20 protein-coding genes are annotated in these 21,125 nt (G+C 42.4%); 17 read left to right on the top strand and 3 right to left on the bottom strand.

Annotated features, from left to right (window positions below; all coding sequences use genetic code 11):
• Nucleotides 1-8: 8 nt before the first annotated feature.
• Together MHB56_RS20205 and MHB56_RS20210 are read right to left on the bottom strand one after the other, a co-directional pair.
• Complete coding sequence (locus MHB56_RS20205; protein ID WP_341143925.1) at nucleotides 9-920, bottom strand: TIGR01777 family oxidoreductase; 912 nt, start codon at nucleotides 918-920, stop codon at nucleotides 9-11.
• Between the two features lie 39 nt (nucleotides 921-959).
• Entirely contained in the window at nucleotides 960-1,421 is a 462-nt protein-coding gene (locus MHB56_RS20210; RefSeq protein WP_036681700.1) for a DUF2621 domain-containing protein, read from the bottom strand.
• Nucleotides 1,422-1,593: 172 nt separating this feature from the next.
• Between MHB56_RS20210 and MHB56_RS20215 the strand changes: the two genes are divergently transcribed.
• The 14 genes from MHB56_RS20215 (at nucleotide 1,594) to MHB56_RS20280 (ending at nucleotide 17,132) form a co-directional block, all read left to right on the top strand.
• Entirely contained in the window at nucleotides 1,594-2,703 is a 1,110-nt protein-coding gene (locus MHB56_RS20215) for a deoxyribonuclease IV (protein WP_036681702.1), read from the top strand.
• A 65-nt stretch (nucleotides 2,704-2,768) separates the two neighbouring features.
• Nucleotides 2,769-3,668 carry a formyltetrahydrofolate deformylase gene (purU, locus tag MHB56_RS20220; RefSeq protein ID WP_076219715.1) on the top strand — a complete coding sequence of 300 codons (900 nt, stop codon included), beginning with the start codon at nucleotides 2,769-2,771 and terminating at the stop codon, nucleotides 3,666-3,668.
• A gap of 175 nt (nucleotides 3,669-3,843) precedes the next feature.
• A complete protein-coding gene (locus MHB56_RS20225; protein WP_076128193.1) occupies nucleotides 3,844-4,593 on the top strand; it encodes an SAF domain-containing protein in 750 nt (249 codons plus the stop codon).
• Nucleotides 4,594-4,605: 12 nt separating this feature from the next.
• Entirely contained in the window at nucleotides 4,606-5,670 is a 1,065-nt protein-coding gene (locus MHB56_RS20230; protein WP_076128191.1) for a hypothetical protein, read from the top strand.
• Nucleotides 5,667-7,112: an ATPase, T2SS/T4P/T4SS family gene (locus MHB56_RS20235; protein WP_076128190.1), complete on the top strand. Its 1,446-nt coding sequence runs from the start codon at nucleotides 5,667-5,669 to the stop codon at nucleotides 7,110-7,112. The genes MHB56_RS20230 and MHB56_RS20235 overlap by 4 nt, the downstream gene beginning before the upstream one ends.
• Before the next feature lie 12 nt (nucleotides 7,113-7,124).
• Complete coding sequence (locus MHB56_RS20240; RefSeq protein WP_076282023.1) at nucleotides 7,125-8,174, top strand: hypothetical protein; 1,050 nt, start codon at nucleotides 7,125-7,127, stop codon at nucleotides 8,172-8,174.
• An 11-nt stretch (nucleotides 8,175-8,185) separates the two neighbouring features.
• A complete protein-coding gene (locus MHB56_RS20245; RefSeq protein ID WP_341143926.1) occupies nucleotides 8,186-9,055 on the top strand; it encodes a hypothetical protein in 870 nt (289 codons plus the stop codon).
• A 57-nt stretch (nucleotides 9,056-9,112) separates the two neighbouring features.
• Nucleotides 9,113-9,322 carry a hypothetical protein gene (locus MHB56_RS20250; protein WP_076128184.1) on the top strand — a complete coding sequence of 70 codons (210 nt, stop codon included), beginning with the start codon at nucleotides 9,113-9,115 and terminating at the stop codon, nucleotides 9,320-9,322.
• A 5-nt stretch (nucleotides 9,323-9,327) separates the two neighbouring features.
• Nucleotides 9,328-9,471 carry a hypothetical protein gene (locus MHB56_RS20255; protein ID WP_162636675.1) on the top strand — a complete coding sequence of 48 codons (144 nt, stop codon included), beginning with the start codon at nucleotides 9,328-9,330 and terminating at the stop codon, nucleotides 9,469-9,471.
• Nucleotides 9,472-9,486: 15 nt separating this feature from the next.
• Nucleotides 9,487-9,867, top strand: a complete 381-nt coding sequence (locus MHB56_RS20260) for a hypothetical protein (protein WP_076142343.1) — start codon at nucleotides 9,487-9,489, stop codon at nucleotides 9,865-9,867.
• A 20-nt stretch (nucleotides 9,868-9,887) separates the two neighbouring features.
• Complete coding sequence (locus tag MHB56_RS20265; protein WP_341143927.1) at nucleotides 9,888-10,385, top strand: hypothetical protein; 498 nt, start codon at nucleotides 9,888-9,890, stop codon at nucleotides 10,383-10,385.
• A 36-nt stretch (nucleotides 10,386-10,421) separates the two neighbouring features.
• Nucleotides 10,422-11,060 carry a hypothetical protein gene (locus MHB56_RS20270; RefSeq protein WP_341143928.1) on the top strand — a complete coding sequence of 213 codons (639 nt, stop codon included), beginning with the start codon at nucleotides 10,422-10,424 and terminating at the stop codon, nucleotides 11,058-11,060.
• Nucleotides 11,061-11,066: 6 nt separating this feature from the next.
• Complete coding sequence (locus MHB56_RS20275; RefSeq protein WP_341143929.1) at nucleotides 11,067-13,325, top strand: PKD domain-containing protein; 2,259 nt, start codon at nucleotides 11,067-11,069, stop codon at nucleotides 13,323-13,325.
• A gap of 12 nt (nucleotides 13,326-13,337) precedes the next feature.
• Nucleotides 13,338-17,132, top strand: a complete 3,795-nt coding sequence (locus MHB56_RS20280) for a glycoside hydrolase family 78 protein (RefSeq protein WP_341143930.1) — start codon at nucleotides 13,338-13,340, stop codon at nucleotides 17,130-17,132.
• 87 nt (nucleotides 17,133-17,219) lie between these two features.
• Here the strand turns inward: MHB56_RS20280 and MHB56_RS20285 are convergent, their stop codons facing one another.
• Complete coding sequence (locus MHB56_RS20285) at nucleotides 17,220-17,852, bottom strand: hypothetical protein (protein WP_036681725.1); 633 nt, start codon at nucleotides 17,850-17,852, stop codon at nucleotides 17,220-17,222.
• A 303-nt stretch (nucleotides 17,853-18,155) separates the two neighbouring features.
• Between MHB56_RS20285 and tkt the strand changes: the two genes are divergently transcribed.
• The 3 genes from tkt to MHB56_RS20300 are packed head-to-tail and all read left to right on the top strand — an operon-like array spanning nucleotide 18,156 to nucleotide 20,800.
• A complete protein-coding gene (gene tkt / locus MHB56_RS20290) occupies nucleotides 18,156-20,198 on the top strand; it encodes a transketolase (protein WP_076128175.1) in 2,043 nt (680 codons plus the stop codon).
• Between the two features lie 33 nt (nucleotides 20,199-20,231).
• The gene (gene ppnP / locus MHB56_RS20295; protein ID WP_036681729.1) at nucleotides 20,232-20,549 is read left to right on the top strand and encodes a pyrimidine/purine nucleoside phosphorylase; all 318 of its coding nucleotides are present in this window, start codon (nucleotides 20,232-20,234) and stop codon (nucleotides 20,547-20,549) included.
• A gap of 44 nt (nucleotides 20,550-20,593) precedes the next feature.
• Nucleotides 20,594-20,800 carry a hypothetical protein gene (locus tag MHB56_RS20300; protein WP_340012034.1) on the top strand — a complete coding sequence of 69 codons (207 nt, stop codon included), beginning with the start codon at nucleotides 20,594-20,596 and terminating at the stop codon, nucleotides 20,798-20,800.
• Nucleotides 20,801-21,125 lie beyond the last annotated feature (325 nt).

The raw sequence follows: 21,125 nt of genomic DNA on the forward strand, positions 1-21,125 counted from the left end.
ATGTGGCTCTACAATTTTTGTTTTTTCAAATCTTCTAAAGCGACTTGAAGTGTAGGGAAGGTAAAGTCAAAGCCATGATTTAATGCCGCTGCGGGCAGGACGCGCTGACCTTTGAGTAAGATTTCGGATAATTCTCCGACTGCTGTTTTTAACAGGAAGGCTGGCAAAGGGAACCAGTGCGGCCGTTTGTAGACTTTGCCAATCGTCCTGCCGAACTCTTCGTTCGTTACCGGATGTGGAGTAGTCGCATTAACAGGTCCGTTAATCGTGGGATTTTGCGTACAAAAATCAATTAGACGGACGATATCCGTCAGATGAATCCAAGAGACCCACTGCTTTCCGGAGCCAATGTTACCGCCAAAACCTAATAAATAAGGCAGCTTCATTTTGGGGAATGCTCCGCTCTCATTGCCGAGCACAACTCCGGTACGCAGCTTGACCACGTGGATACCATGGTAGGTTTCATCTGAAGCCTCTTCCCATGTCTTAACTACTTCTGAAGGGAAATCCATGACCTGGGCTGGTGAGGACTCACTAAAAGTATCCTCTAAAGAGGTACCGTAAATCGCCACGGCGGAAGCCTGAATGATTACGGAAGGCTTTTGCTTCATTTGATCTACTAATTTAGCTGCTGCGGAAACGGTTGCAAGTCGGGACTGCATAATCGCTTTTTTGCCACTTGGACTCCAGCGCTGGCTAAGGGAAGCTCCGGCGAGATTAATTAGGGCAGCTGCATTTTCCACTGGAGCGGGATTAGAACTTAGACTGTCCCAGGTGTGGTAACTCAGCTTAGGATGAATTGTTGTTGCGTCTTTTGGTAAATTCCGACCTACAATAGCAACTTCATTACCTGCTTGCAGCCAGTATTTTGCTAGTTCGCTACCTATAAAACCGGTGCCGCCACATATCACATATTTCAAAGGAGGGCCTCCGTTCTAAATCGCACAATTCATTAAAAATTACTTAAACAAATGCTGGTAAGCAGAGTAATCGATTTTATTCTTTTCGAGAAAATTGACAAGAAAACGGTTATCGCGCCGCGGTGTGGCAACTATGTAACCTTTAATGCAGTGATCGCGAGTAACTTCTTTTGCATTGCTCTCGACAGCGATTTTTCCGATCTCGGCAGCAATAGAATGCTTCGCAATATCACGAAATGGACCAGGTACAGGCTGAACAAGCTGGTCCAAAAAGGCTTTTGTTTCGTCACTCCAGAGCGGGCGGCTACGTTCCACCCAGTAATTTTGCCAGTCTAGCTTTGACTTTCCATCAGCTTTGGGCAGGACCTTTAGGAATTTGCGGAACATAAAAAAACCGCCGATACACATGGAACCAAGCAGCATAAATGTCCAGAAAGCGATAGAGTTCATAAACCAATTGCTCGGTGTGGATAATAAACCAAGTCCTGATTGGATAAACATGCATACACCACCTTTTGGCAATGAGGATTCTCACACGAATTATTCTCATATTAAAGTATAGCTTATTTCCAAAGTTTTGCGAAGCAGAACCCGGCATATTGGCCTCGTCTAGATTTATTTTTCCGATCACGGTAGAATAGGGGTTAATTCGTGAAGGAAAGAGGGAAGAAGTATGCTGAAAATAGGTTCACATGTGTCTTGCTCGGACAAGGGTCTTTTGACCGCAGCAAATGAAGCAAATGAGTATGGTTCCAGCTCGTTTATGATATATACAGGAGCGCCGCAGAATACGCGCCGCAAGCCGATTGATGCCATGTATCCCAACGAAGGGAAGCAAGTTATGAAAGAGAATGGTGTAGAGGAGATTGTTGTCCATGCACCTTACATTATTAATCTCGCTTCCTATAAAGAGAATACGTACCAACTGGCTGTTGATTTTCTGCAAGAGGAAATACGCCGTACCCATGCACTTGAGGTCAAGCATATTGTATTACATCCAGGTGCGTTCACTGATAAAGATGCTGAATATGGTATTCAGCGGATTGCAGATGGCCTGAATGAGGTGCTTGGAGGCACGAATGAAACGGAAGTGCATATCGCTTTAGAAACTATGGCTGGCAAAGGAACAGAGATCGGCCGCAGTTTTGAAGAAATCGCTTCTATTATTGCTAAGGTCGAACATAACGAACGTCTATCGGTCTGTCTTGATACTTGCCACATTCATGATGCTGGTTATGATATCGTTAATGATTTGGACGGTGTTCTCAACAAATTTGATGAGACTATCGGGTTGAATCGTCTTGGTGTAATCCACATTAATGACAGTAAAAATCCATGTGGCGCTCGCAAAGACCGTCACACGCCAATTGGCTCGGGTTGGATTGGGTTTGATACGATTAACAAAATCGTACACCATGAAAAGCTGGAAGGTCTGCCTTTCATTCTGGAGACCCCATGGATTGGTAAAGATGCTAAGACACAACGTCCGATGTATGAGGTGGAGATCGCTTTGCTGCGTGGTAACGTAGCTGAACGCTTTGGACCGGAATTCGTGCAGGATGTTGAAACATTACGTGAATTTTTTGCCAAGCAGGAGATTGATTCCCGTCAATATGTACTTAATGTCTGGGAGCTGCTGAAGAACGATGCCAAAGCTAAAAAAGCTGATCCACGTGAACCACTGGAGCGTCTGTACGATGAAGTTGTCGCTGCCCAGCTGTTCCCGCAACTAAGCGAGGAAGCTATTAATCATCGTTTAATTGCTTGGTTAGCAGGCAATTAAGTGCTCGTGAACGCTTAAGCTATACTTCAGATTGCGTATGTAGATGAGAGGATGGGAAGAGGGTCATGGAATTACACGTAAAAAGAAACAATTCGTCAGGTGTCGAGCATTATTCCAACCGGGCACGTATGCTCATTTCCTGTCCTGACGGACCGGGAATTGTGGCGGCTGTATCACACTTTCTGTATCAGCATGGCGCAAATATTGTGCAGTCGGATCAGTATACGATGGATCCAGATGGTGGAATGTTCTTTATGAGAGTCGAGTTTGACCTACCTGAATTAGGCGATCGTCTGGAAGAGATTCGCTCTCAATTTGGCGGAGTGGCGGAGCGTTTTAAGATGGACTGGAAGATTTTTAATGTTCGTCATAAGAAGAAACTTGCCATATTCGTCTCTAAAGAAGACCATTGTCTTGTTGAACTGCTCTGGCAGTGGCAAGCGGGCGATCTCGATGCCGATATTGCCCTCGTCGTTAGTAACCATTTGGATATGAAATCTTATGTCGAGTCGTTTGGCATTCCATTTCATCATATTCCAGTCACAGCGGATACTAAGGATGAAGCAGAAAAACGCCAGTTAGCGGTCATCGGAGACGATATCGATGTTATTATATTGGCACGGTATATGCAGATTATCTCGCCGTCCTTTATTGAGCATTATCGCCATCAGATTATTAATATTCACCACTCTTTCCTGCCAGCCTTTATTGGCGGCAATCCATACGCTCAAGCGTACCAACGTGGGGTGAAAATTATCGGGGCAACCGCTCACTATGTTACTGAAGAACTAGATGGTGGACCGATTATTGAACAGGATGTGCAGCGGGTAAGCCACAGTGATGATGTTATTGAGCTGAAACGGATTGGGCGTACCATTGAACGTGTTGTTCTGGCTCGTGCGGTGAAATGGCATATCGAGGACCGGATTCTCGTCCATCAGAACAAAACTGTAGTATTTAAATAAAGGTATTCTCCGGTGAAAGCAACGGTTATGCCCGAGGGCTTTCACCGGAACCCTTTAATTTAATAGTTCACTAAATCTCTATCAGGTAAAAAAGCATTTTACCAGCAGCTTGGCTATTTATGCCAAGGTGCTTTTTGTCGTTCTCAAAAATCATGTAGTTATGGAGGTGGAAGGTTTGGCGTTACAGCGAGGACGTTTGTTAAAACGTAATTATTTTTTCGCAAGTCTCATTTTGATTACTGGATTCGGGGGATTGCTAGGTTATGATCTCTATTTCAAGCCCTACGTGCTTTCCCAAACCGTGGTCAAAGTTAAGGTGGGAGCTGGGGAATCTCTACCTAAAAATTATGAGCTGAAAGCAAGTGATTTGTATCTGGATTCTGTTCAGACCAAGGATATACCCTCTGGTGTAATTACGGAAATCGCACAAGTGGAGTACAAAATTACGAATGTGAATCTGACTAACGGTAGTATTTTGACAGCATCACTGGTGGATGTTAGTGATTTAGAGCCTTTGCAGGATGAAGGTATATTTCCTATTCCGAAGGAGGCTATTTATGCCATCAATGGTTCGTTGCGAAGCCGGGATAAGGTAGACATTTATCTTGTAGAAGGTGAGCGAGAGAAGCAGCGAGAGGCGCTTGGTTCAAATACAGTTAAAAAAGAAAACGAGGAACAGGTGAAAAAACAAAGCTTGCTTAGCGATCCTGCTAAAGAGATCTTTTTATCTGGAGTTACCGTGAACTATGTGCGAACAGAAGACAATAATGATGTGCAGGATTCTGAGAAAGGCAACAACAATAACCGATTCACTTCTACTGGCAAGGTGGCGACACCAGAATTGAAGCTGAAGAAAAGTGAGGGTCAACGGCTAGGGCAATTTTTGGAGCAGGGCAAAAAACTGTGGATCGTACGGGTAGAGTAGGGGGAGATTGCCTTGAAAATATTTAGTCTGGGCATAGATCAGTTAACGATTAATGATATCAAAAACGCGGGATTTAATGTAGTTACACAAAACGTGTATCCCGATCCGGCGCATACCGAAGGTCATATGTTAATGGTTACTAGTGACCAGGTATCTGTTCAAGCGCTTAGCGAGCTGCGATACAAATATCCAAGCTCTATGATCCTGTATTTATATCTGCAAAAGGGAATTCGCGGCTATCAAGCTGTGCATATGTTATGTGAAAGTTTAGGTCTATATTTTATTCCTCCTCGTTCTACCTCGTCAGCAGTGATAGAGAAGATTCGTTTTATCCTGGAAGAGGATGGCGAGGAACGGAGCAATTTGGTTGGCTTTTTTGGCTCAGGTCCAGGCATTGGCTGCACGAGTGTGGCGAAGCTGTTCGCAAGACGAATTGCTGCGGCAGGTCTACGTGTTCTTGTACTTGGTTTGGATTTATATGACCCCGGGTATGACCGCAAAGCGACGATAAGTCTAGACAAACTGCGCCCCAAGCTTACAGGGAAGATGATTCATGATGAAGATTTCGAGCAATTGATTAGGCAGGATGGCTATTTGTATCTACCGGGGAATTACGACTACTTGAGTGTCCAGGATTATCTGGAGGAAGAGATCGAATATTTCTTGGCTAGAGCTGGAGCAAATGCGGATGTGGTTATTGCTGATTTCGGTTCAATTCCCGAGAGTGCTGCGTGGTATGTCGGTATGCAAAAGTCGTCGTTACGCATGATTGTCACTCATCCTAAACATGAACACAGATTAGAACCTCTATTCGAGCTTGCGGGGCATATAGATCTGCGTCCGCATGATTTCCAGCTGATCATTAACCGCAGTAATGTGGAGGAAATATCTTCGTCCAAAAATATGGCCCTTAGATTTGGCACTGAAATCTTGCTGGAGTTACCGTATTACCAGCCCTTGCAGGAAAGCTTGCCTCTAGGCAAAAAAGAGCTACAGCATGTGGATGATAAGGTACATTCTCTATTGGTGTCGATGGGATTAGCGCCAGAGGCCAAAAAGAAAGGGATATTTCTATGATTGAAACTCTCGCGAGTCGTCCACTCTTTTCTCTAAAACAAAGCGTGTTACGTACTAGCAAACCGGGCAAGGAAGATTTTTATGCTTTTTTACAAAAAATGAAAACCGAGATGAACGAAGGGCTAGAACGTGAGGATGATGCTTACTTCGAGCTAAATGCAAAGGCATTAATTGGCGATCCGCAGGCAGTTAGCTTTTTTATGAATGAGATTGAGAAGTACTTACGAAAAACACCTTTTACTGGAAAGGTTCCAGAAGCGTACCGAACGGCGGCAGAGGCCCTGTATCACGAGTGGAAGGGTTTTGGACCAGCATATCGTTGGTTTACTGATCGTGCATACAGCGAGTCAACCGGATTACAAATGATTGGGAAGCAAATTTTTTATAACCATAAAGGTGAGTTTATAGCTTATCCGTATGAGATGCCTTCACTGGATCGGGTGGAGCAGCTGAAGCGTTCCTTGCTAAAAAGTGATCCCAATAAAAAGCTGAACAAGGATAATCCTTCGGTGGAGTTCAAAATGGATGATCCGCTTTGGCCAGGTAGATTTATTCGGCTTGCGATTTGGGTATCACCTAGGGTCTGGGAGGGTTTTACTACGATATCACTGCGGCGACAGGTTGTGGAATTTCTGGATTTGGAGGATCAAGCGGGTACGGAATGTATTCCTGCCGAGGCGGTTGAGTTCATTCGGGCGTTATCGTCCACATTTCGCAATACCATTATTGCGGGTGCTGTAGGGTCAGGAAAAACAACATTTGCCAATACGATCGTTGGTGAGCAACTGCTTGGCTCTTCATCCTGCATGGGAGTAGTGATGATAGAGAAACATCCGGAATCCATTTTACCGTATCAAATTAAAGGCCATCGAATTATTCCAATTCAAGCTGCGAATGAGGAACTGATGGAGGTGGGAGTAGAGTCGCTGCGGCATGACCCAAATATTTTGTATATGACAGAGATGCGTTATAACGAGTGGGAATTTTATTTGTGGAGTGGGGAAAAAGGATACGACGGGATTACCGGAACCTTCCACACCGTGGATTCGGAGGACATTCCTTATCAAGGTGCGTTTGCTGTATCCACAAGAATTGGCGGGAGTCTAAAGGGGCATTTGATCTCTGCGCTGAAATCATGCGAGCTGGTGTTTATTTTGGAGAGTGTCCCGAACGGGAAGAAGCGGCTGGCGCGAATATCAGAAATCTTTTACGAAGAGGATAGAAATTCAGTGTTTGCTAATGATCTTATGCGCTGGGAGCCGGAGGAAATGTGTTGGTCTTATAATGACAAGCTGACGAAAAATCTGATGCTGAAAATGACTAAGAAAAATGCGGAGGCTACACAGATTGTCCAGAAAGAGCTGGGACGACTTGCATCAACAAAGCCGATGGATCAGCCGCTTAAAGAAAGCTTGAAATCTAAGATAGTACTTAATGAGTGAGGAGGTGCAGATATGGATTTACTATTTTATATTTTTCGTTTTGTTCTTCATTTATGGATTGTGTGGGGACTGTGGTTACTCACCAAACTGCTCATCGAAAGGCATTTACGGCAGGTAGTCCAGAAATTCGATTTTCGAATTAAACATAAGATGAGCATTTTTGGCAAAAGAGTTAGCTCGGTTAAAAAAAGGCTGTGGCTCTACCGCCATCTGGACAAGCTTCTGTATTTCGTACACCGGAAGTATGAACCGGGTATTAGCGTTATGCGTTTTGTTATGCGTACAGCCATTTTGTTTATTGCGGTTTTCTTATCAGGACTACTGACACTTAGTGAGCTCCCTGGAAGGTTGAGTTTTAACAATCCTTTTTTGGAGGGGATTACTTTTAATGAAGGACAGCCGATTCAGGGGGCGTGGAGATTTCCGCTTTTTATAGCTGTAATATCTGCGACGATTCCTTATTTTCGTATGAGATACATCTATGCACAGCGGAAGGTACATGGAAGCTACGATCTCCTCGATGTAGTCAAAATCTCCACCAAATTCACACATTTGTCGGTAGATTCGATTCTTGATCGTACAGCGGATTTTCTAACAGATAAAAATGTACTAAAGAGTCCTCTGAAGCTGCTTGGTGCCGCATTTTCTAATTACAGTAATGAGAAGGAGCTTGTTGAGGAGGCAGGGAGATTCTCCAGTGCGATTGGCACCACCTTCGCTTTAGAGTTTATATCAGATCTGCTCTATGCCGAGAAGGAGGGAACCCGTTATTTAAAAAGCTCGCTAATGCTGTTGAATCGTTCTATGGAGCAGCAGAGAGAGACGATTTTAACTGTAAAAGCAGGAAGCAGAGATGCGATCAGCCTTGGCTTATATGGGAATCTTCTGGTGCTGGTATCTACGGTTGGTACCTTTATGTATATGCTGAAGCCCGATATCTATTTTCAACTGCAGTTCGAAACTACGGTAGGTCTTTCCTTTTTGATGGTGATCGTCTCCGGCCTTTTTATCTCTTTTGTGATCAGTACTATTCTTGCCAGGCCCAAACTGGACTACCACTAAGGTGATGAACTATGGATAGATTATTACTACTAATTACAGTGATCGGGATCGTGTATGTCGCATTACTTGTGTTTGTGAGCAGCAGCAGTAAGCAGGAACGATATCTTGTCCGACTGGGCATACGGTGGAATTCGCTGGGTGAACACGTGCAGAGTGATAGATTTCAGCAATTGTTGAATGAATGCAATTTATCAATTTCGGCTCGAAAAGTTACGCTATTTCGTTATTCAGCGGCAATCATCTATTTATTTAGCCAAGTCGTCAGCGATTTCATCCGATCTGTTCCTTTTTCATTCTATGACCCTCTAATTGCTCTACTTATTCTCGTAATCAGCAGTCCGATGCGTTATCTTCCGCTTGGTTGGGTGTTGGCGTGGCTTCACCAAAAGACGAATATTCAAAAAGATGGCGAGTTGATCTCCTTCATTCGTCTCTATGAGAATAATCGCCTACGTCAGCGCGGATATGTGCAGTTTGGTGCCTTTTGTGGGAGTACAGCGGGACATTTTCAATATATACGTCAGGATTTGTATGAGCTGTCAGAACGGGCAGTAGATGAGGGTGTGGAGGGGGCGATTGAATGGTTTTGTGCCAAATTTCCGGATAACCATCACTTTATTAATGACATCCGGTCCATTTTACTGGCTACAGAAGGTATGGATGATGACATGGAAGCTGCAAACTATTTGCGTGAACAAGGCAAGATTATCTCCAAAATCTCCAGCGATCAGTATTTAAAAAAATGGTCTTTCATCGGTGATCTATCGACGATTATTAATGTTATTCCATCGATAGCTACTTTTTTGATGATCGTTGCCATGGCGATGCAGTACATTTTGCTAATCAAAGGAAATTTTAATGGAGTCGGCATGTTCCAGTGAAAAATTGTATATTCAACCTTATTTTTAAAACCTAAAATAAAAAGGGAGAAATTAACAATGAAAAAAGACGCTATTTCTACAGGTTTGTTTATCGCTATCGGTTTTTTGTGTGTGGCCATCGTAATTGCTATTTTGATTCCTCTGGTGCGTGACGTGATTAATGCTGCCGATGATAATAGACCGACGATCCCGGGGGTATCTCTAACTCAACCGCTGGATTCCAGCCAGACTGCACTAACTATGTCCATGACTCACGTTTTGGTATAAGTCAGATGAAAAAAGACTCTATTTCCGTCGCTATGTTTTTGGCCATTGGCTTTGTAATTGCGGGGATGTTTGTCACGGTAGCTACGCATATGATCGGCAGCAGTCAGGACGATATCATCTCACATACTAAGCAAGTGGAACAGTATTAGAAGGAGGCATGTCTAATGAAGGAGACCGTCCTCCGGGCATTGTTCATGTGGCTAGTCCTGTTTATTATCCTGCAGCCTATCTTCTCCTACATAGATTATCTGCTAGATTTACAGGTCAAAGCTAATACGTCCTATATCACACAAAAAGCAGCAACAGAGGGGATGGTTACAGCTTCTATGCGGAATGAAGTAATTTCAAATCTGAAGGCGATTGGATTTTTTGAAGCTTCGATAGAAATTACTAGCAGTACAGACACCGTTCAAGAGCGAAAGCAACGAATTGATGTGTATGTAACCGCGCCGCGGATAAATCTGTTTCCTTATAATTTTTCTACGGTTTCGCAGCCGACTCGATATTATGGGCATGGATCAATTATGAGTGAGTATCTCGATTGACTAAGGGATGAGCGTAATTTATGGATTACATTATTAAGCTGGCATTTGTCCTACTGATCTTTATCTACTCCTGGTTCTTTCAGATCCAGAATCAGGAGTGGGACCAGCTGTGCAGCATGTTAAAAGACGCAAATAATATCGCTGTTCACGATGCCGCACAGGAATTAGATGAGACCGAATTGACTCGTGGTCGTCTGATTATAGATCCTACAGAAGCGTACGATACTTTTCAGCAAACCCTGCAGAACAATCTAGGCCTTGATAGCGGCCTTTTCCCCCAAGGGAGCAGTCGTTTTAAGACACAAGTAAAGATTGTGAAATTCGATATTATTGATGATTCCGATGGTGTGACGTTTCCACTTTTATACGAGGATAGCGAATATGGCATAACCAAATACATCGCAGGTCCTTCGGTTATTGCCGTCATAGAGACGGAACACCCGGTTCTGATCTTCAGATCCAAAACACAACAGCCCATCAGGGTGCCAGCAGTTCAGGAGTATAAGTTCAATAAGTAATAAAATGCCAATTGAAGAAAAGGGAGAGATTCAGTGATGAAGAAGACCATTGTAAGGGCAGTTTTGACTACGACAATGTTATTTAGCATGGTATTGGGGCAGAACGTGATTACTAACGCAGCTGCGGTTACACCATCAGCTATAGCTACAGCAAAACCTGCTGCTACACCAGCACCCATTATGAGGGATAACTTAAGTAAATATGGTTTGAAAAAGGATTTAGAGTTGCCAGTTACGGTTACGGCGGGTGGGCTTAGTTATACGCTGGAGAAGTTTATGATTTATGATTTCAAGTCAAAAGATGCACAAAATCTAGTGAAAAAATATGATTATGATTCATTTGGAGTAATGGTTAGCAAACCTAAACATTTCATCTGGACTAAGATTACGATTAAGAATAACAGCAATAAAATTGTTAAAAGATCCTTAAATGATCAAAAAGAAAAATGGATTTTAAGTTTACAAGGTAAGGGACAATTAGACCAAATTTGGCCAAAAATAAATGTGGGAAAATTAAATAATAAAGAAGCATTTTATTATTACACTCTTAAGCCAAGTGAGCAATTAACTACTTATCAAGCATATTTATATGATCAGGATTTCAACTATTTTGCCATCCGCTTGTTCCATGATGGCGGATTCGACGAAAAATTTATAGTTAATTCTCCGGAGTAAGTATAAATGAAAAAAATAATCATCTCATGTCTATGTTTTTTATTGCTCATTCAGTTTATGACACCTATTTCAGTAAAAGCAGCCGAGACGAAATTGACCTCGGTTGCTGTCCCAATTACTACAGGTTTACAAGGATCAAACAATGCTGCTAAAGACTTCTATTTGGAACTTCCTAGTGGAGTATCTAGTTCTTCAGTTAAGACAGGTACTTTAAAATATAGTGGATCTAACGAAAAAACTAGCCTCTCTCTTGAGAACGGGAAAATTAAAGTGACATTACAAGGGGTTGCAAATCAAAAATATATAAAAGAGGTTCAGGGATATAGAGCATCCTTTGAGTTGCTATATAGGACCGATATTTATAATTCAATATGGTTATACTCTGACGGAAGAAGATGGCAAATAAATCAGTATGATGAAAAAAGAGATAGTTTGGTGACAGATGATAAAGTTGCAACTGATAGTTATCCTTCTAAGAATCCACCAATAACGGTAGTAACTGCAGGACCTTATCAAGATAAAGATTACCTAAAATGGTATAACGGATCTAAAACTGAGGTTATCGATTCTCAAAATATCATTGAGTCTACTATAAAACCTCAAGTAGTTAAGAAATCTTCTTATGCTCAAGATCCAAAGTTTAAAAATGGAAGAATTATTTTGAACTATACGATTCCTGCAGGAGTACCTTGGGATCCTGAAGATAATACGGGTTTAACTGGAAAAGCGGAAGGACGAAAGTATAAAGCATTCGCATCCTATTATTACACTGCAGACGCTAAAGTCACCACCTACAGCTACGGGGGAACAGTCAGCTTTGAATATGGTCTCCCAGATGAAGCTACACTCACAGGTTCTGCAATTCTAGAACAACCTAATCCAAACCCAATTAAGTTTGATAATAAGAATGTGCCAGTTAAAATCGCTTTGAAGGGTGAACTGCTATCCTATAAAGATATTTCGAATATTTCAGAATGGATTTTTTATGCCAAAGAGAAAGGTAATGAAGGCTCACTCCAGACAAAAAAGGTGTATACCAAAACTCTAACGGCAAACGAAACTTTCAAGTTTGAAATTCCGAAGGAGAAAGTGGCAGGTAAAAGTAACTACAGTCAAGAGTACGAACTAAGTATAGTAGTGAGATTTAAGAATGAAGTCGTGACCAAAAGAAGTAAGTTCGATTCGTTAAAAGAATCTTTTACAGTCAAAGCAGGAGTGTATACAACCTCAGCTCCTCCGGGAGGAGGGTTTCCAGGTCCCACATCACCGCCAGAACTACCGAGAGAGTTAAAACCCCCAGTAGCTCTTATAAATGCACCGAAGACTGTAAAAGCAGGACAAGAGTTTGTAGCCAGTGCAGCAGGGTCGTATGACCCCGATGGTTATATTACGGATTACTTTTGGGATACGCCTAATGCTAAGGGAGAATTGAGCACTTTGCCAAGGGGAACGCTTTGGTATGATAAAGACCATTTGGGGGAACAAACACTTGCTTTGACTGTAATGGACGACGACAAAATGACTGGAAGTACTAGTACTGAGGTTAATGTCATTGAGCCAAAACCAGATGCATCTATCAGGGTAGATGGTACATTAAAGCAAAATCGAAAGGTTATTATACAAAGTTACGTTAGTAGCCCGACCCACTACCCATTAGTAGATGCTAAGACTAAATTCACTATCACAGCCGTATCAGGTGGAACGAATTCTGATATTAAATATAGCGGATCACTGAACGGAGTATATAGCAAAGATGTGCTATTCAAGAAGCCAGGGAAATATAAAGCAACCATTTATGTGGAGAATTCATTAGGGCTAACTGCGAGAAACGAAACAACTTTTGATATAGCACCAGACCAGAAACCTTTTGCATACTTTACGATGGCTGGAACAGCGTATCGCAATCCTTCAGATGGTAATCAAGCGACCCTATCAATAGATGATATGTCGTACTCACCAGACCAAGATATGGTGGCTCGAAGGCTTTGGGAATACCGCTACGATTCTGATAACAACGGAAATTTTTCAGTGGAACCATGGGTTATTTTTAATAATGAGAATTTAGATCGTTTGAATCTTAAGGTAAGGGAAGTCGGAAAATACGAAGTAAGACTAACTGTATTTGAAGAGTTTGGCCAGCCGACCATCGAGGAGTTTGTGACGCAGGCTGATCGGCAATCCATAGATTCAGAAGCTACACAAAATGTGATCGAACGGATCTTCACGGTTAAAAATCAGGCACCAGATGTCGATTGGTCATGGTAGAGAGGATTAAAGATGCGGAAATTAAAAAAAACAATTTCAACGTTTATGGCCCTTGTATTACTACTTCTTTCATTCCCTGAATTTTATTCGGGGAGTGTCAAGGTAGAGGCAGCAGGTGACCCAAATATCGTCAATTTTATGGATGTTCGTCTTGAAGGGTTTAACAAAACATCTTCTTGGGACCCAACTATGGGGAATATAGGATCTTTGAATTTGAATATGCCTGCTATGACCCTAACCAATATTACTTTTGATCTAACAACAAGAATACTGCGCTACGATTATGTACCTGATGCGCCTGTAGTTTTAACATCAGGGGATATTAATTGGTACTATGATACGCAGCGTACTAGATTTCTTAATATTTACAGTTATATGTACAGGACAGATGGAAGTGGTAATACTGATTATGCTACTGATGCCTCATGGAGAATTGAAGAAATGCCACCTGTGAAAAGTTCGGATAGTCTTCAGTTTAACCTTGACAGAAATACAACCGCTTTTTATGAAAGTTATGCTTATCCAGCGAAGTATGGCATTCCAAAAGCCCTTAAAGTCGCACTAAGAGCAAGTGATGCGCAACACCAACCTAACGAATGGATGAATGGTTGGCATAACAACGTATATTATGATTGGGAGAACATACCTCTAGTAATAAATTCAGCACCTACGCTCACAGTGACTACACCAAGCGAGCAGCAGCTACTGAATGAGCCAGGATTCAGTGGAATGAACATCGAGGGATACGTTCGAGATGTAGACAATAATGATCTAATCGTGAGTGCTGAAATCCCTAATGTGTTCTATAAACAAGTCAATGTCCAACAGGCACTAAATAATAAATGGTTTTCCATCCCAATAGATGTTTTGGCAGACGGAATTCCGCCTGGACGACACAATATCATTATCAAGGTTGTGGATCCCTATAATTATAAGGATGAGAAATCGTTGGTCGTTAATGTATCCTATAGGCTTAGGAATAAATCCTTTATATTGATTAACACTCCTATAGACTTATCAACCACATACAAGGACTATGAAGGAGATTCTAAATATCAAGAACGCTATAGATACGATCATAACCCGTATTTCTTCGATAATTCGATGGGTATCATTTCGGATAGTGGGTTATGGCGTTCAGAAAGGTATACCTCCTTTCCATATAGCGGACTCTATAACGCAACCTTTCAAGCACGAGATAATCCTAAAAACGATGACAGATTCGATGTTTATCGTTTATGGAGCCGAGATAATTTATCTTCAATGACCTATCATGTTCATCGGAAGCCAATTGCATTGTTTGCTGCCAAACTGGCGTGGGGATCTCTTCTGCTAACAGATTGTTCCTACGATTTGGACCACATCACGGCTGTTAATAAGGGACTTATAGCTTGGCAATGGCAGTATAAAAAAACTGATTCTGAAATATGGACAGATGGTCAACCGCCAGCTCAAATGCCGAGTTCTGGACAATATGACATACGCCTTAGAGTACGTGATGTCGATGGCGAAAATGGGTTGGGGGTCTGGAGCGACTGGTGTGTAAGGACGGTGGGGACTGCAGGTAATCTACCTCCCGTAGCGTTATTTAGTGTTGATCCTAATATTGTTTCCTATCGTAAAGCTACTACCATAACAGACAAATCGTTTGATCCGGATAATGATCCATTAGATGTGTATTACTGGACGGTTATCAAAAACGGTTGGAACAAAGTTTGGGAGCATTGGGGTGGAGCTACAACGCCACCTAATATCGCAGCTTTTGGAATTGGTAATTATCAAATTAGTTTACAAGTACATGACAACCGAGGATTATGGTCAGATTGGTATCGTCAAAATGTTCAGGTGATTAATCACCCACCCGCAGCAGCATTTAACATGCCAGCTGAAGTATATCGAGACACTGTAATTACAATGGATAATCTAACACCAGATCCTGATGAAGATGGAGATTCGCTTGCTTATTTATGGTACGCCAAACTCAACAATAGTCCTTATTATTATGCTGGCAGTAACCGCAACCAATCTTTGACGATACGAGATCTTATTGCTGGAAACGGAATTTCACCGCAGCAGGCTATATCAGAAGGATGGGAAATGCGCCTTAAGGCAACAGATGTACCTAATCCCTCAAGTATTGGAGCTTTAAGTTCCAATGCAACACGCGTATTTACTGTTAAAAATCATGTTCCAACAGCTGCTATTAATGGTCCATCGGCAGTATTCCAATATGATACCCGACAATATACATCTTTTGATGAGGATGGAGATCCCTCCGACGTCGCTAGTCTGCAATACTTCTGGAAAGTAACAGATAGTGATGGCCATACGCAATGGTTTCGAACTCCTAGTATTGATGTTAATTTTCCTGAGTCCGGTATCTATACATTGGAACACTGGGTTATCGATCAGATCGGTGATAAGTCTAATATAGCTACGTTGAAGGTGAGTGTTACTAAAAATCTAGCGCCCTCAATGACGTTGATAACCCCGGCGGGAACCGTAACCAATCCATCCGTTATAGATGCCGAAATACAAGGAGATCCATTAATTAAATGGAATTATACAGACCCAGAGAGTGATCCGCAGGAGAAGTACCGTTTAGAATTTTTTTCAAAAGACGGACTCTTAGTTAAGACAGTTGAAAACCTTGACACCACAGGTCAGCTGCGGCAGTATCAACTCCCTAACCATACATTTAATCGATTTGAATACTTCACCGTATATGGGCGGGCTTATTCCAAATTAAGCTGGTCAGAAATATCTAACGAAAAAACGTTTATCATCGACAATCCGCCGCAGCCCGGATTCACACTTATCACGGATACAGGCAGAGATGCTGCCAAAGAGCCGATTTATCGCACGGATCTTCTAAATATCAAGAGCAAAGCGACGGATCCAGACCTTCCAAAAGGAGATACGATCAGCCATAAGTATGATTTGAAATCATCTAACGGGACGGAAGGATTGGCTAGTACTCAAGCTGAATTTACGAAGAAATTCACCTCAAATGGCGTCTTTACCTTGAAACAAACCGTTACGGATTCTCTAGGACTGTATCGAGAGCTATCTCTGAGTATCACTGTAGCCAACCGTAAACCGACCGTAACGATAACGTACCCAACAAGTACTGACTCAAGTAAGCCTATGATCGCAAGTACGCTTACACCAATCATCAAGTGGGATTATCAAGATGAGGATGGAGATGAACAACAGCGGTATAAGGTACAAATTATCAACTTGGCGACAGGGATGGTTAAGGTTCAATCTGGCGAACAAAATTCAAGTGCCAAACAGTGGCAAGTGCCCGCGGGAATATTGGTTGAGAACGAAAAATATGCCGTGGAAGTGGAAGCTTTTGATGGTTATAACTGGAGTAATATCTCAGCGCGTAAATATTTCATGGTTAATCTACTGAGTATTAAAGGTGGGGTCCAGCACACAGAGGAATGGAATAACAACCGTAAAGGCTACAATTTGAACAAGAGCGGTAATGAGGAGAGTCCAAGAGGCTATAATGTGTTTTGGGCAGGTGAGCGATTTATTTTGCAAGGGATAGCAACCGGTCTACCTGATACTGTTGAGGTAACGATGACGGGAGGTTATTCTACGCAACTAAATCCAACGAACAGTGACAAAACCTTGTGGACAGGCGAATTATATGATCCAGCATTTGTGAAACTTCCCGATGGTCCAGTGAAATTTACCTTCACAGCTAAGAATGAGTACAATACCAAAATAGATACAGTTACTGTTGTGATCGCTGGCGATTGGTCCGAATATTTTCGGAACCATCGTGTGAAGTAATGATACATCTACGACTTTATCCTTTTTCCATCTAAAAAGGGCTATGCGGAAATACGATCCGCATAGCCCTTTTTTACGAGCAATAACTTATATAACTCCTTCAGTCCGTTCTTCATTCATTCTCATCATTCTTGTAGCAACGGAAGGGGTATGTAAAGGTATATTCGTCGAACGTGCAGAGGCTCTTTGAGCTCTACGCACATAATAGGATAACTTGCCGCTGAATATTTTATGGGAACAGAGTGAAAGAGCGAAATCCTCCGGGGTAACAAAGCAGGAAGGCTTATTCACAGGCTGAACTGCGGTATTTTCAAATAAGGAAGCAACAAAATGAGAGCAGAAATAAGCGTTCTCTCGATCTATTTTAACATTTAGAAGTACGCCGATCAGGCCTAAAAGATGGTATTTATAACGTTCCTGATTTTTCATCATCCCTTGGACATGATTGTACATGGCATCGTATTCCGTGGCACTGACACGTAACTGATAAATAGAGCAATTTGCGCTGCTATAGAAAGGGTGAATGAAATTTTCTTGAATCAGACCCGCGACGAATGGATTGTGCATTTTTTTTCTTCCGAAGCTGTACACCTCACGTAGTTCACTATCAAAGGCGATCGAAGCATGGTTCAGATCAGCTTTTGTAAACCACTTAATGAAACCACTGAAGGCTGTACCTGTACCGGTAAGCACAATATAAACATCCTTTTTCGAAGTCATGTTCAGAATTCCTTTCCACTTGGAGATATTGGATAATGAATGAAAATTTTACTTGAGTAACTCCATCTTACTTTATATTCGAGCATTGTAAAACAAACTTTAGTCGCAATAGAAAACTAGACCATAGGCTAAGTAAAAACCCGTCTCATGACATAGTTACTTTTGCGTATATAAATGCGTAGATATTGCAAAACATAAGCTGTCAAACAAAGAGTTTTTAAAAACAATTGGAATTGCTTCCACACTAGTGATACAATAAGAGTCAAAATGACATTCTTGAGATTTCAGAGGAGGAACTATTAAATGAGTGAACAAGAACAAGCGATCCAGAAGGAAGAAAACTCAACAGTAGATAACCTGTCAATCACAACAATTCGTACGTTGGCTATTGATGCTATCGAAAAAGCGAATTCCGGCCATCCAGGTATGCCAATGGGTTCTGCACCAATGGGCTACCAACTGTTTGCAAAAACAATGAATCATAACCCTGATCATCCAACATGGGTAAACCGCGATCGTTTTGTATTGTCCGCTGGACATGGTTCCATGCTTCTGTACAGCTTGCTGCACCTTAGCGGCTATGATCTTCCTATGGAAGAATTGAAACAATTCCGTCAATGGGGTAGCTTGACTCCTGGTCACCCGGAAGTTGGTCACACAGCTGGTGTTGATGCAACTACAGGTCCGCTTGGACAAGGTATTGGTATGGCCGTTGGTATGGCTATGGCCGAAGCTCAATTGGGCGCAACCTACAACAAAGAAGGACATAACATAGTTGACCACTATACTTATGCTATTTGTGGTGATGGTGACCTTATGGAAGGGATCTCTTCTGAGTCCGCTTCTCTTGCTGGTCATTTGAAACTCGGAAAATTGGTTGTATTGTATGATTCAAATGATATTTCCCTTGATGGTAAATTGAATCTTTCTTTCTCCGAAAATGTAGCTCAACGTTTTGATGCTTATGGTTGGCAAGTTCTGCGCGTAGAAGACGGAAATGACCTTCCGGCTATTGAAAAAGCTATTGCTGAGGCGCAAGCTGAGACTAGCAAACCGACTTTGATCGAAGTGAAGACAGTTATTGGTTATGGTAGCCCTAACAAACAAGGTAAAGGCGGCCATGGCGGTACTCACGGTTCCCCACTTGGAGCAGAAGAAGCTAAGCTGACCAAAGATTTCTACAAATGGGTATACGAAGAAGATTTCTATGTGCCTGATGAAGTTCGTGCACATTTTGCAGAAGTGAAGAAAAACGGAATCGCAGCTAACAAAGCTTGGGACGACAAATTTGCGGCTTACAAAAAAGCATATCCAGAGCTAGCTGCACAATTCGAAACAGTAATCAATGGCGATCTTCCAGAAGGCTGGGATGCTAACCTTCCAACTTACACTACTGAAGATAAAGCAGTATCGACTCGTGTCGCTTCCGGTAGTGCGCTTAACGGTCTGACTGCTGGCGTTCCTCAGCTAGTGGGTGGTTCCGCTGACTTGGAAAGCTCCACTATGACGCATTTGAATGGTTTGACATCTTTCACACCAGAATCTTATGATGGCCGCAACATTTATTTCGGCGTACGTGAGTTTGGTATGGCTGCTGCAATGAACGGTATTGCTCTGCACACTGGTCTTAAAGTATTCGGAGGAACATTCTTCGTATTCACAGACTACCTGCGTCCAGCAATTCGTTTGGCTTCGATCATGAAATTGCCAGTAACCTATGTACTGACACATGACAGTATTGCAGTTGGTGAAGATGGTCCTACGCATGAACCAATCGAACAATTGGCTTCCTTGCGTATCATCCCAGGTCTGACTGTTATTCGTCCGGCTGATGCTAACGAAACCTCTGCAGCATGGGCTTATGCTATGGAAAACAAAGAGAATCCGGTTGCTTTGGTTCTGACTCGTCAAAACTTGCCAATTCTTGCTGGAACCGTAGATGGCGTTCGTGAAAACATCAAACGTGGTGGTTATGTTGTCTCTGATTCCAAAAATGGCACTCCACAAGCACAACTTATCGCAACTGGTTCTGAAGTACAGTTGGCAGTTAAAGCGCAAGCTGCTTTGGCAGAAGAAGGCATCGATGTTCGTGTAATCAGCTTGCCAAGCTGGGATCTGTTCGAAAAACAAGACAAAGAATATCGCGATTCCGTAATTCTTCCAGGAGTCAAAGCCCGTCTTGCTATCGAAATGGCACAAACCTTCGGCTGGGAACGTTACACTGGTGACCAAGGCGATATCCTAGGCATCACTACTTTCGGAGCTTCCGCCCCTGGCGATAGAGTTATGAAAGAATACGGCTTTACTGTAGAGAACGTAGTTAGCCGTGTGAAAGCACTTCTGTAATTAACTGAATAATCATTAGGGGGAGAACAAGTAATGAGTCAGTTTAACAACGCAACGATCGAAAAAGCAGCCAATGTATATTATGGCGGACAAGTAACCAGCCGTACGGTAATTTTGCAAGATGGATCTAAGGTGACACTGGGCATCATGTTGCCGGGTGTGTATGAATTTGGTACAGATGGTCCTGAAATTATGGAGATTCTGTCCGGCGATCTTAAAGTGCTGCTTCCCGGCACTGAGGTATGGCAGGAGATTAAGGGAGCGTCAACGTTCAATGTTCCTGGCAACTCTAAATTTGCGTTGGAAGTATTTGAAGTAACTGATTATTGCTGTTCTTACCCGGTTCTATAAAAAACAGACTTTTCTAAGGGCTGTCCTATAAGTAGCTTTTTTCTATGAGTGAGACGACCCGGATTCAATTTAAAAATCGTAAAAGTCAGCAAGGCAGCGGTTCTCCCGTTATTGGAGGATGGCTGCTTTTTGTTGTGGCTGGTGATTGCTTGATGTTCAATTATGTATTCATTATGCTCCTTTTGCAGCTTAAGGAAGTAGATGACATTAGGGCTGGGTCGGATCATCAGCAAATTAGCACTGAGTCATAACCATCCCCACCGCGTACGGACCCAGATTACGTTAGCGCTGGAGCAACACCAACTTAGCGCCGGTTCGACAACATTCCTACCACTTAAGGACCCAGATGACGCTAACACTGGATTCAACACCAATTTAGTACCGGATCAACACCAATCCTACCTCTGTAACACCCGGTCAACACCAGTCTTACCGCTAAGGACCTAGATGACGCTATTAGCTAATTTATAGCCTTTTGAGCAAGTTTTCGGACACCAGTGCAACTATTCCATAGAAATAGGCTCATTATTGACGCTTTTTATGCCAATAGCGACTATGGAGTCCGATATCATGCCA

This window comes from Paenibacillus sp. FSL H8-0315 (assembly GCF_038005365.1).
In the GTDB taxonomy this organism is placed as follows: domain Bacteria; phylum Bacillota; class Bacilli; order Paenibacillales; family Paenibacillaceae; genus Paenibacillus_AQ; species Paenibacillus_AQ odorifer.

Coding starts and splice junctions, on each gene's coding strand:
- MHB56_RS20210 (WP_036681700.1), bottom strand. CDS start 1,421: ATGTTTATCCAATCAGGACTTGGTTTATTATCCACACCGAGCAATTGG.
- MHB56_RS20215 (WP_036681702.1), top strand. CDS start 1,594: ATGCTGAAAATAGGTTCACATGTGTCTTGCTCGGACAAGGGTCTTTTG.
- purU (WP_076219715.1), top strand. CDS start 2,769: ATGGAATTACACGTAAAAAGAAACAATTCGTCAGGTGTCGAGCATTAT.
- MHB56_RS20235 (WP_076128190.1), top strand. CDS start 5,667: ATGATTGAAACTCTCGCGAGTCGTCCACTCTTTTCTCTAAAACAAAGC.
- MHB56_RS20240 (WP_076282023.1), top strand. CDS start 7,125: ATGGATTTACTATTTTATATTTTTCGTTTTGTTCTTCATTTATGGATT.
- MHB56_RS20245 (WP_341143926.1), top strand. CDS start 8,186: ATGGATAGATTATTACTACTAATTACAGTGATCGGGATCGTGTATGTC.
- MHB56_RS20250 (WP_076128184.1), top strand. CDS start 9,113: ATGAAAAAAGACGCTATTTCTACAGGTTTGTTTATCGCTATCGGTTTT.
- MHB56_RS20255 (WP_162636675.1), top strand. CDS start 9,328: ATGAAAAAAGACTCTATTTCCGTCGCTATGTTTTTGGCCATTGGCTTT.
- MHB56_RS20260 (WP_076142343.1), top strand. CDS start 9,487: ATGAAGGAGACCGTCCTCCGGGCATTGTTCATGTGGCTAGTCCTGTTT.
- MHB56_RS20265 (WP_341143927.1), top strand. CDS start 9,888: ATGGATTACATTATTAAGCTGGCATTTGTCCTACTGATCTTTATCTAC.
- MHB56_RS20270 (WP_341143928.1), top strand. CDS start 10,422: ATGAAGAAGACCATTGTAAGGGCAGTTTTGACTACGACAATGTTATTT.
- MHB56_RS20275 (WP_341143929.1), top strand. CDS start 11,067: ATGAAAAAAATAATCATCTCATGTCTATGTTTTTTATTGCTCATTCAG.
- MHB56_RS20280 (WP_341143930.1), top strand. CDS start 13,338: ATGCGGAAATTAAAAAAAACAATTTCAACGTTTATGGCCCTTGTATTA.
- MHB56_RS20285 (WP_036681725.1), bottom strand. CDS start 17,852: ATGACTTCGAAAAAGGATGTTTATATTGTGCTTACCGGTACAGGTACA.
- tkt (WP_076128175.1), top strand. CDS start 18,156: ATGAGTGAACAAGAACAAGCGATCCAGAAGGAAGAAAACTCAACAGTA.
- ppnP (WP_036681729.1), top strand. CDS start 20,232: ATGAGTCAGTTTAACAACGCAACGATCGAAAAAGCAGCCAATGTATAT.
- MHB56_RS20300 (WP_340012034.1), top strand. CDS start 20,594: ATGAGTGAGACGACCCGGATTCAATTTAAAAATCGTAAAAGTCAGCAA.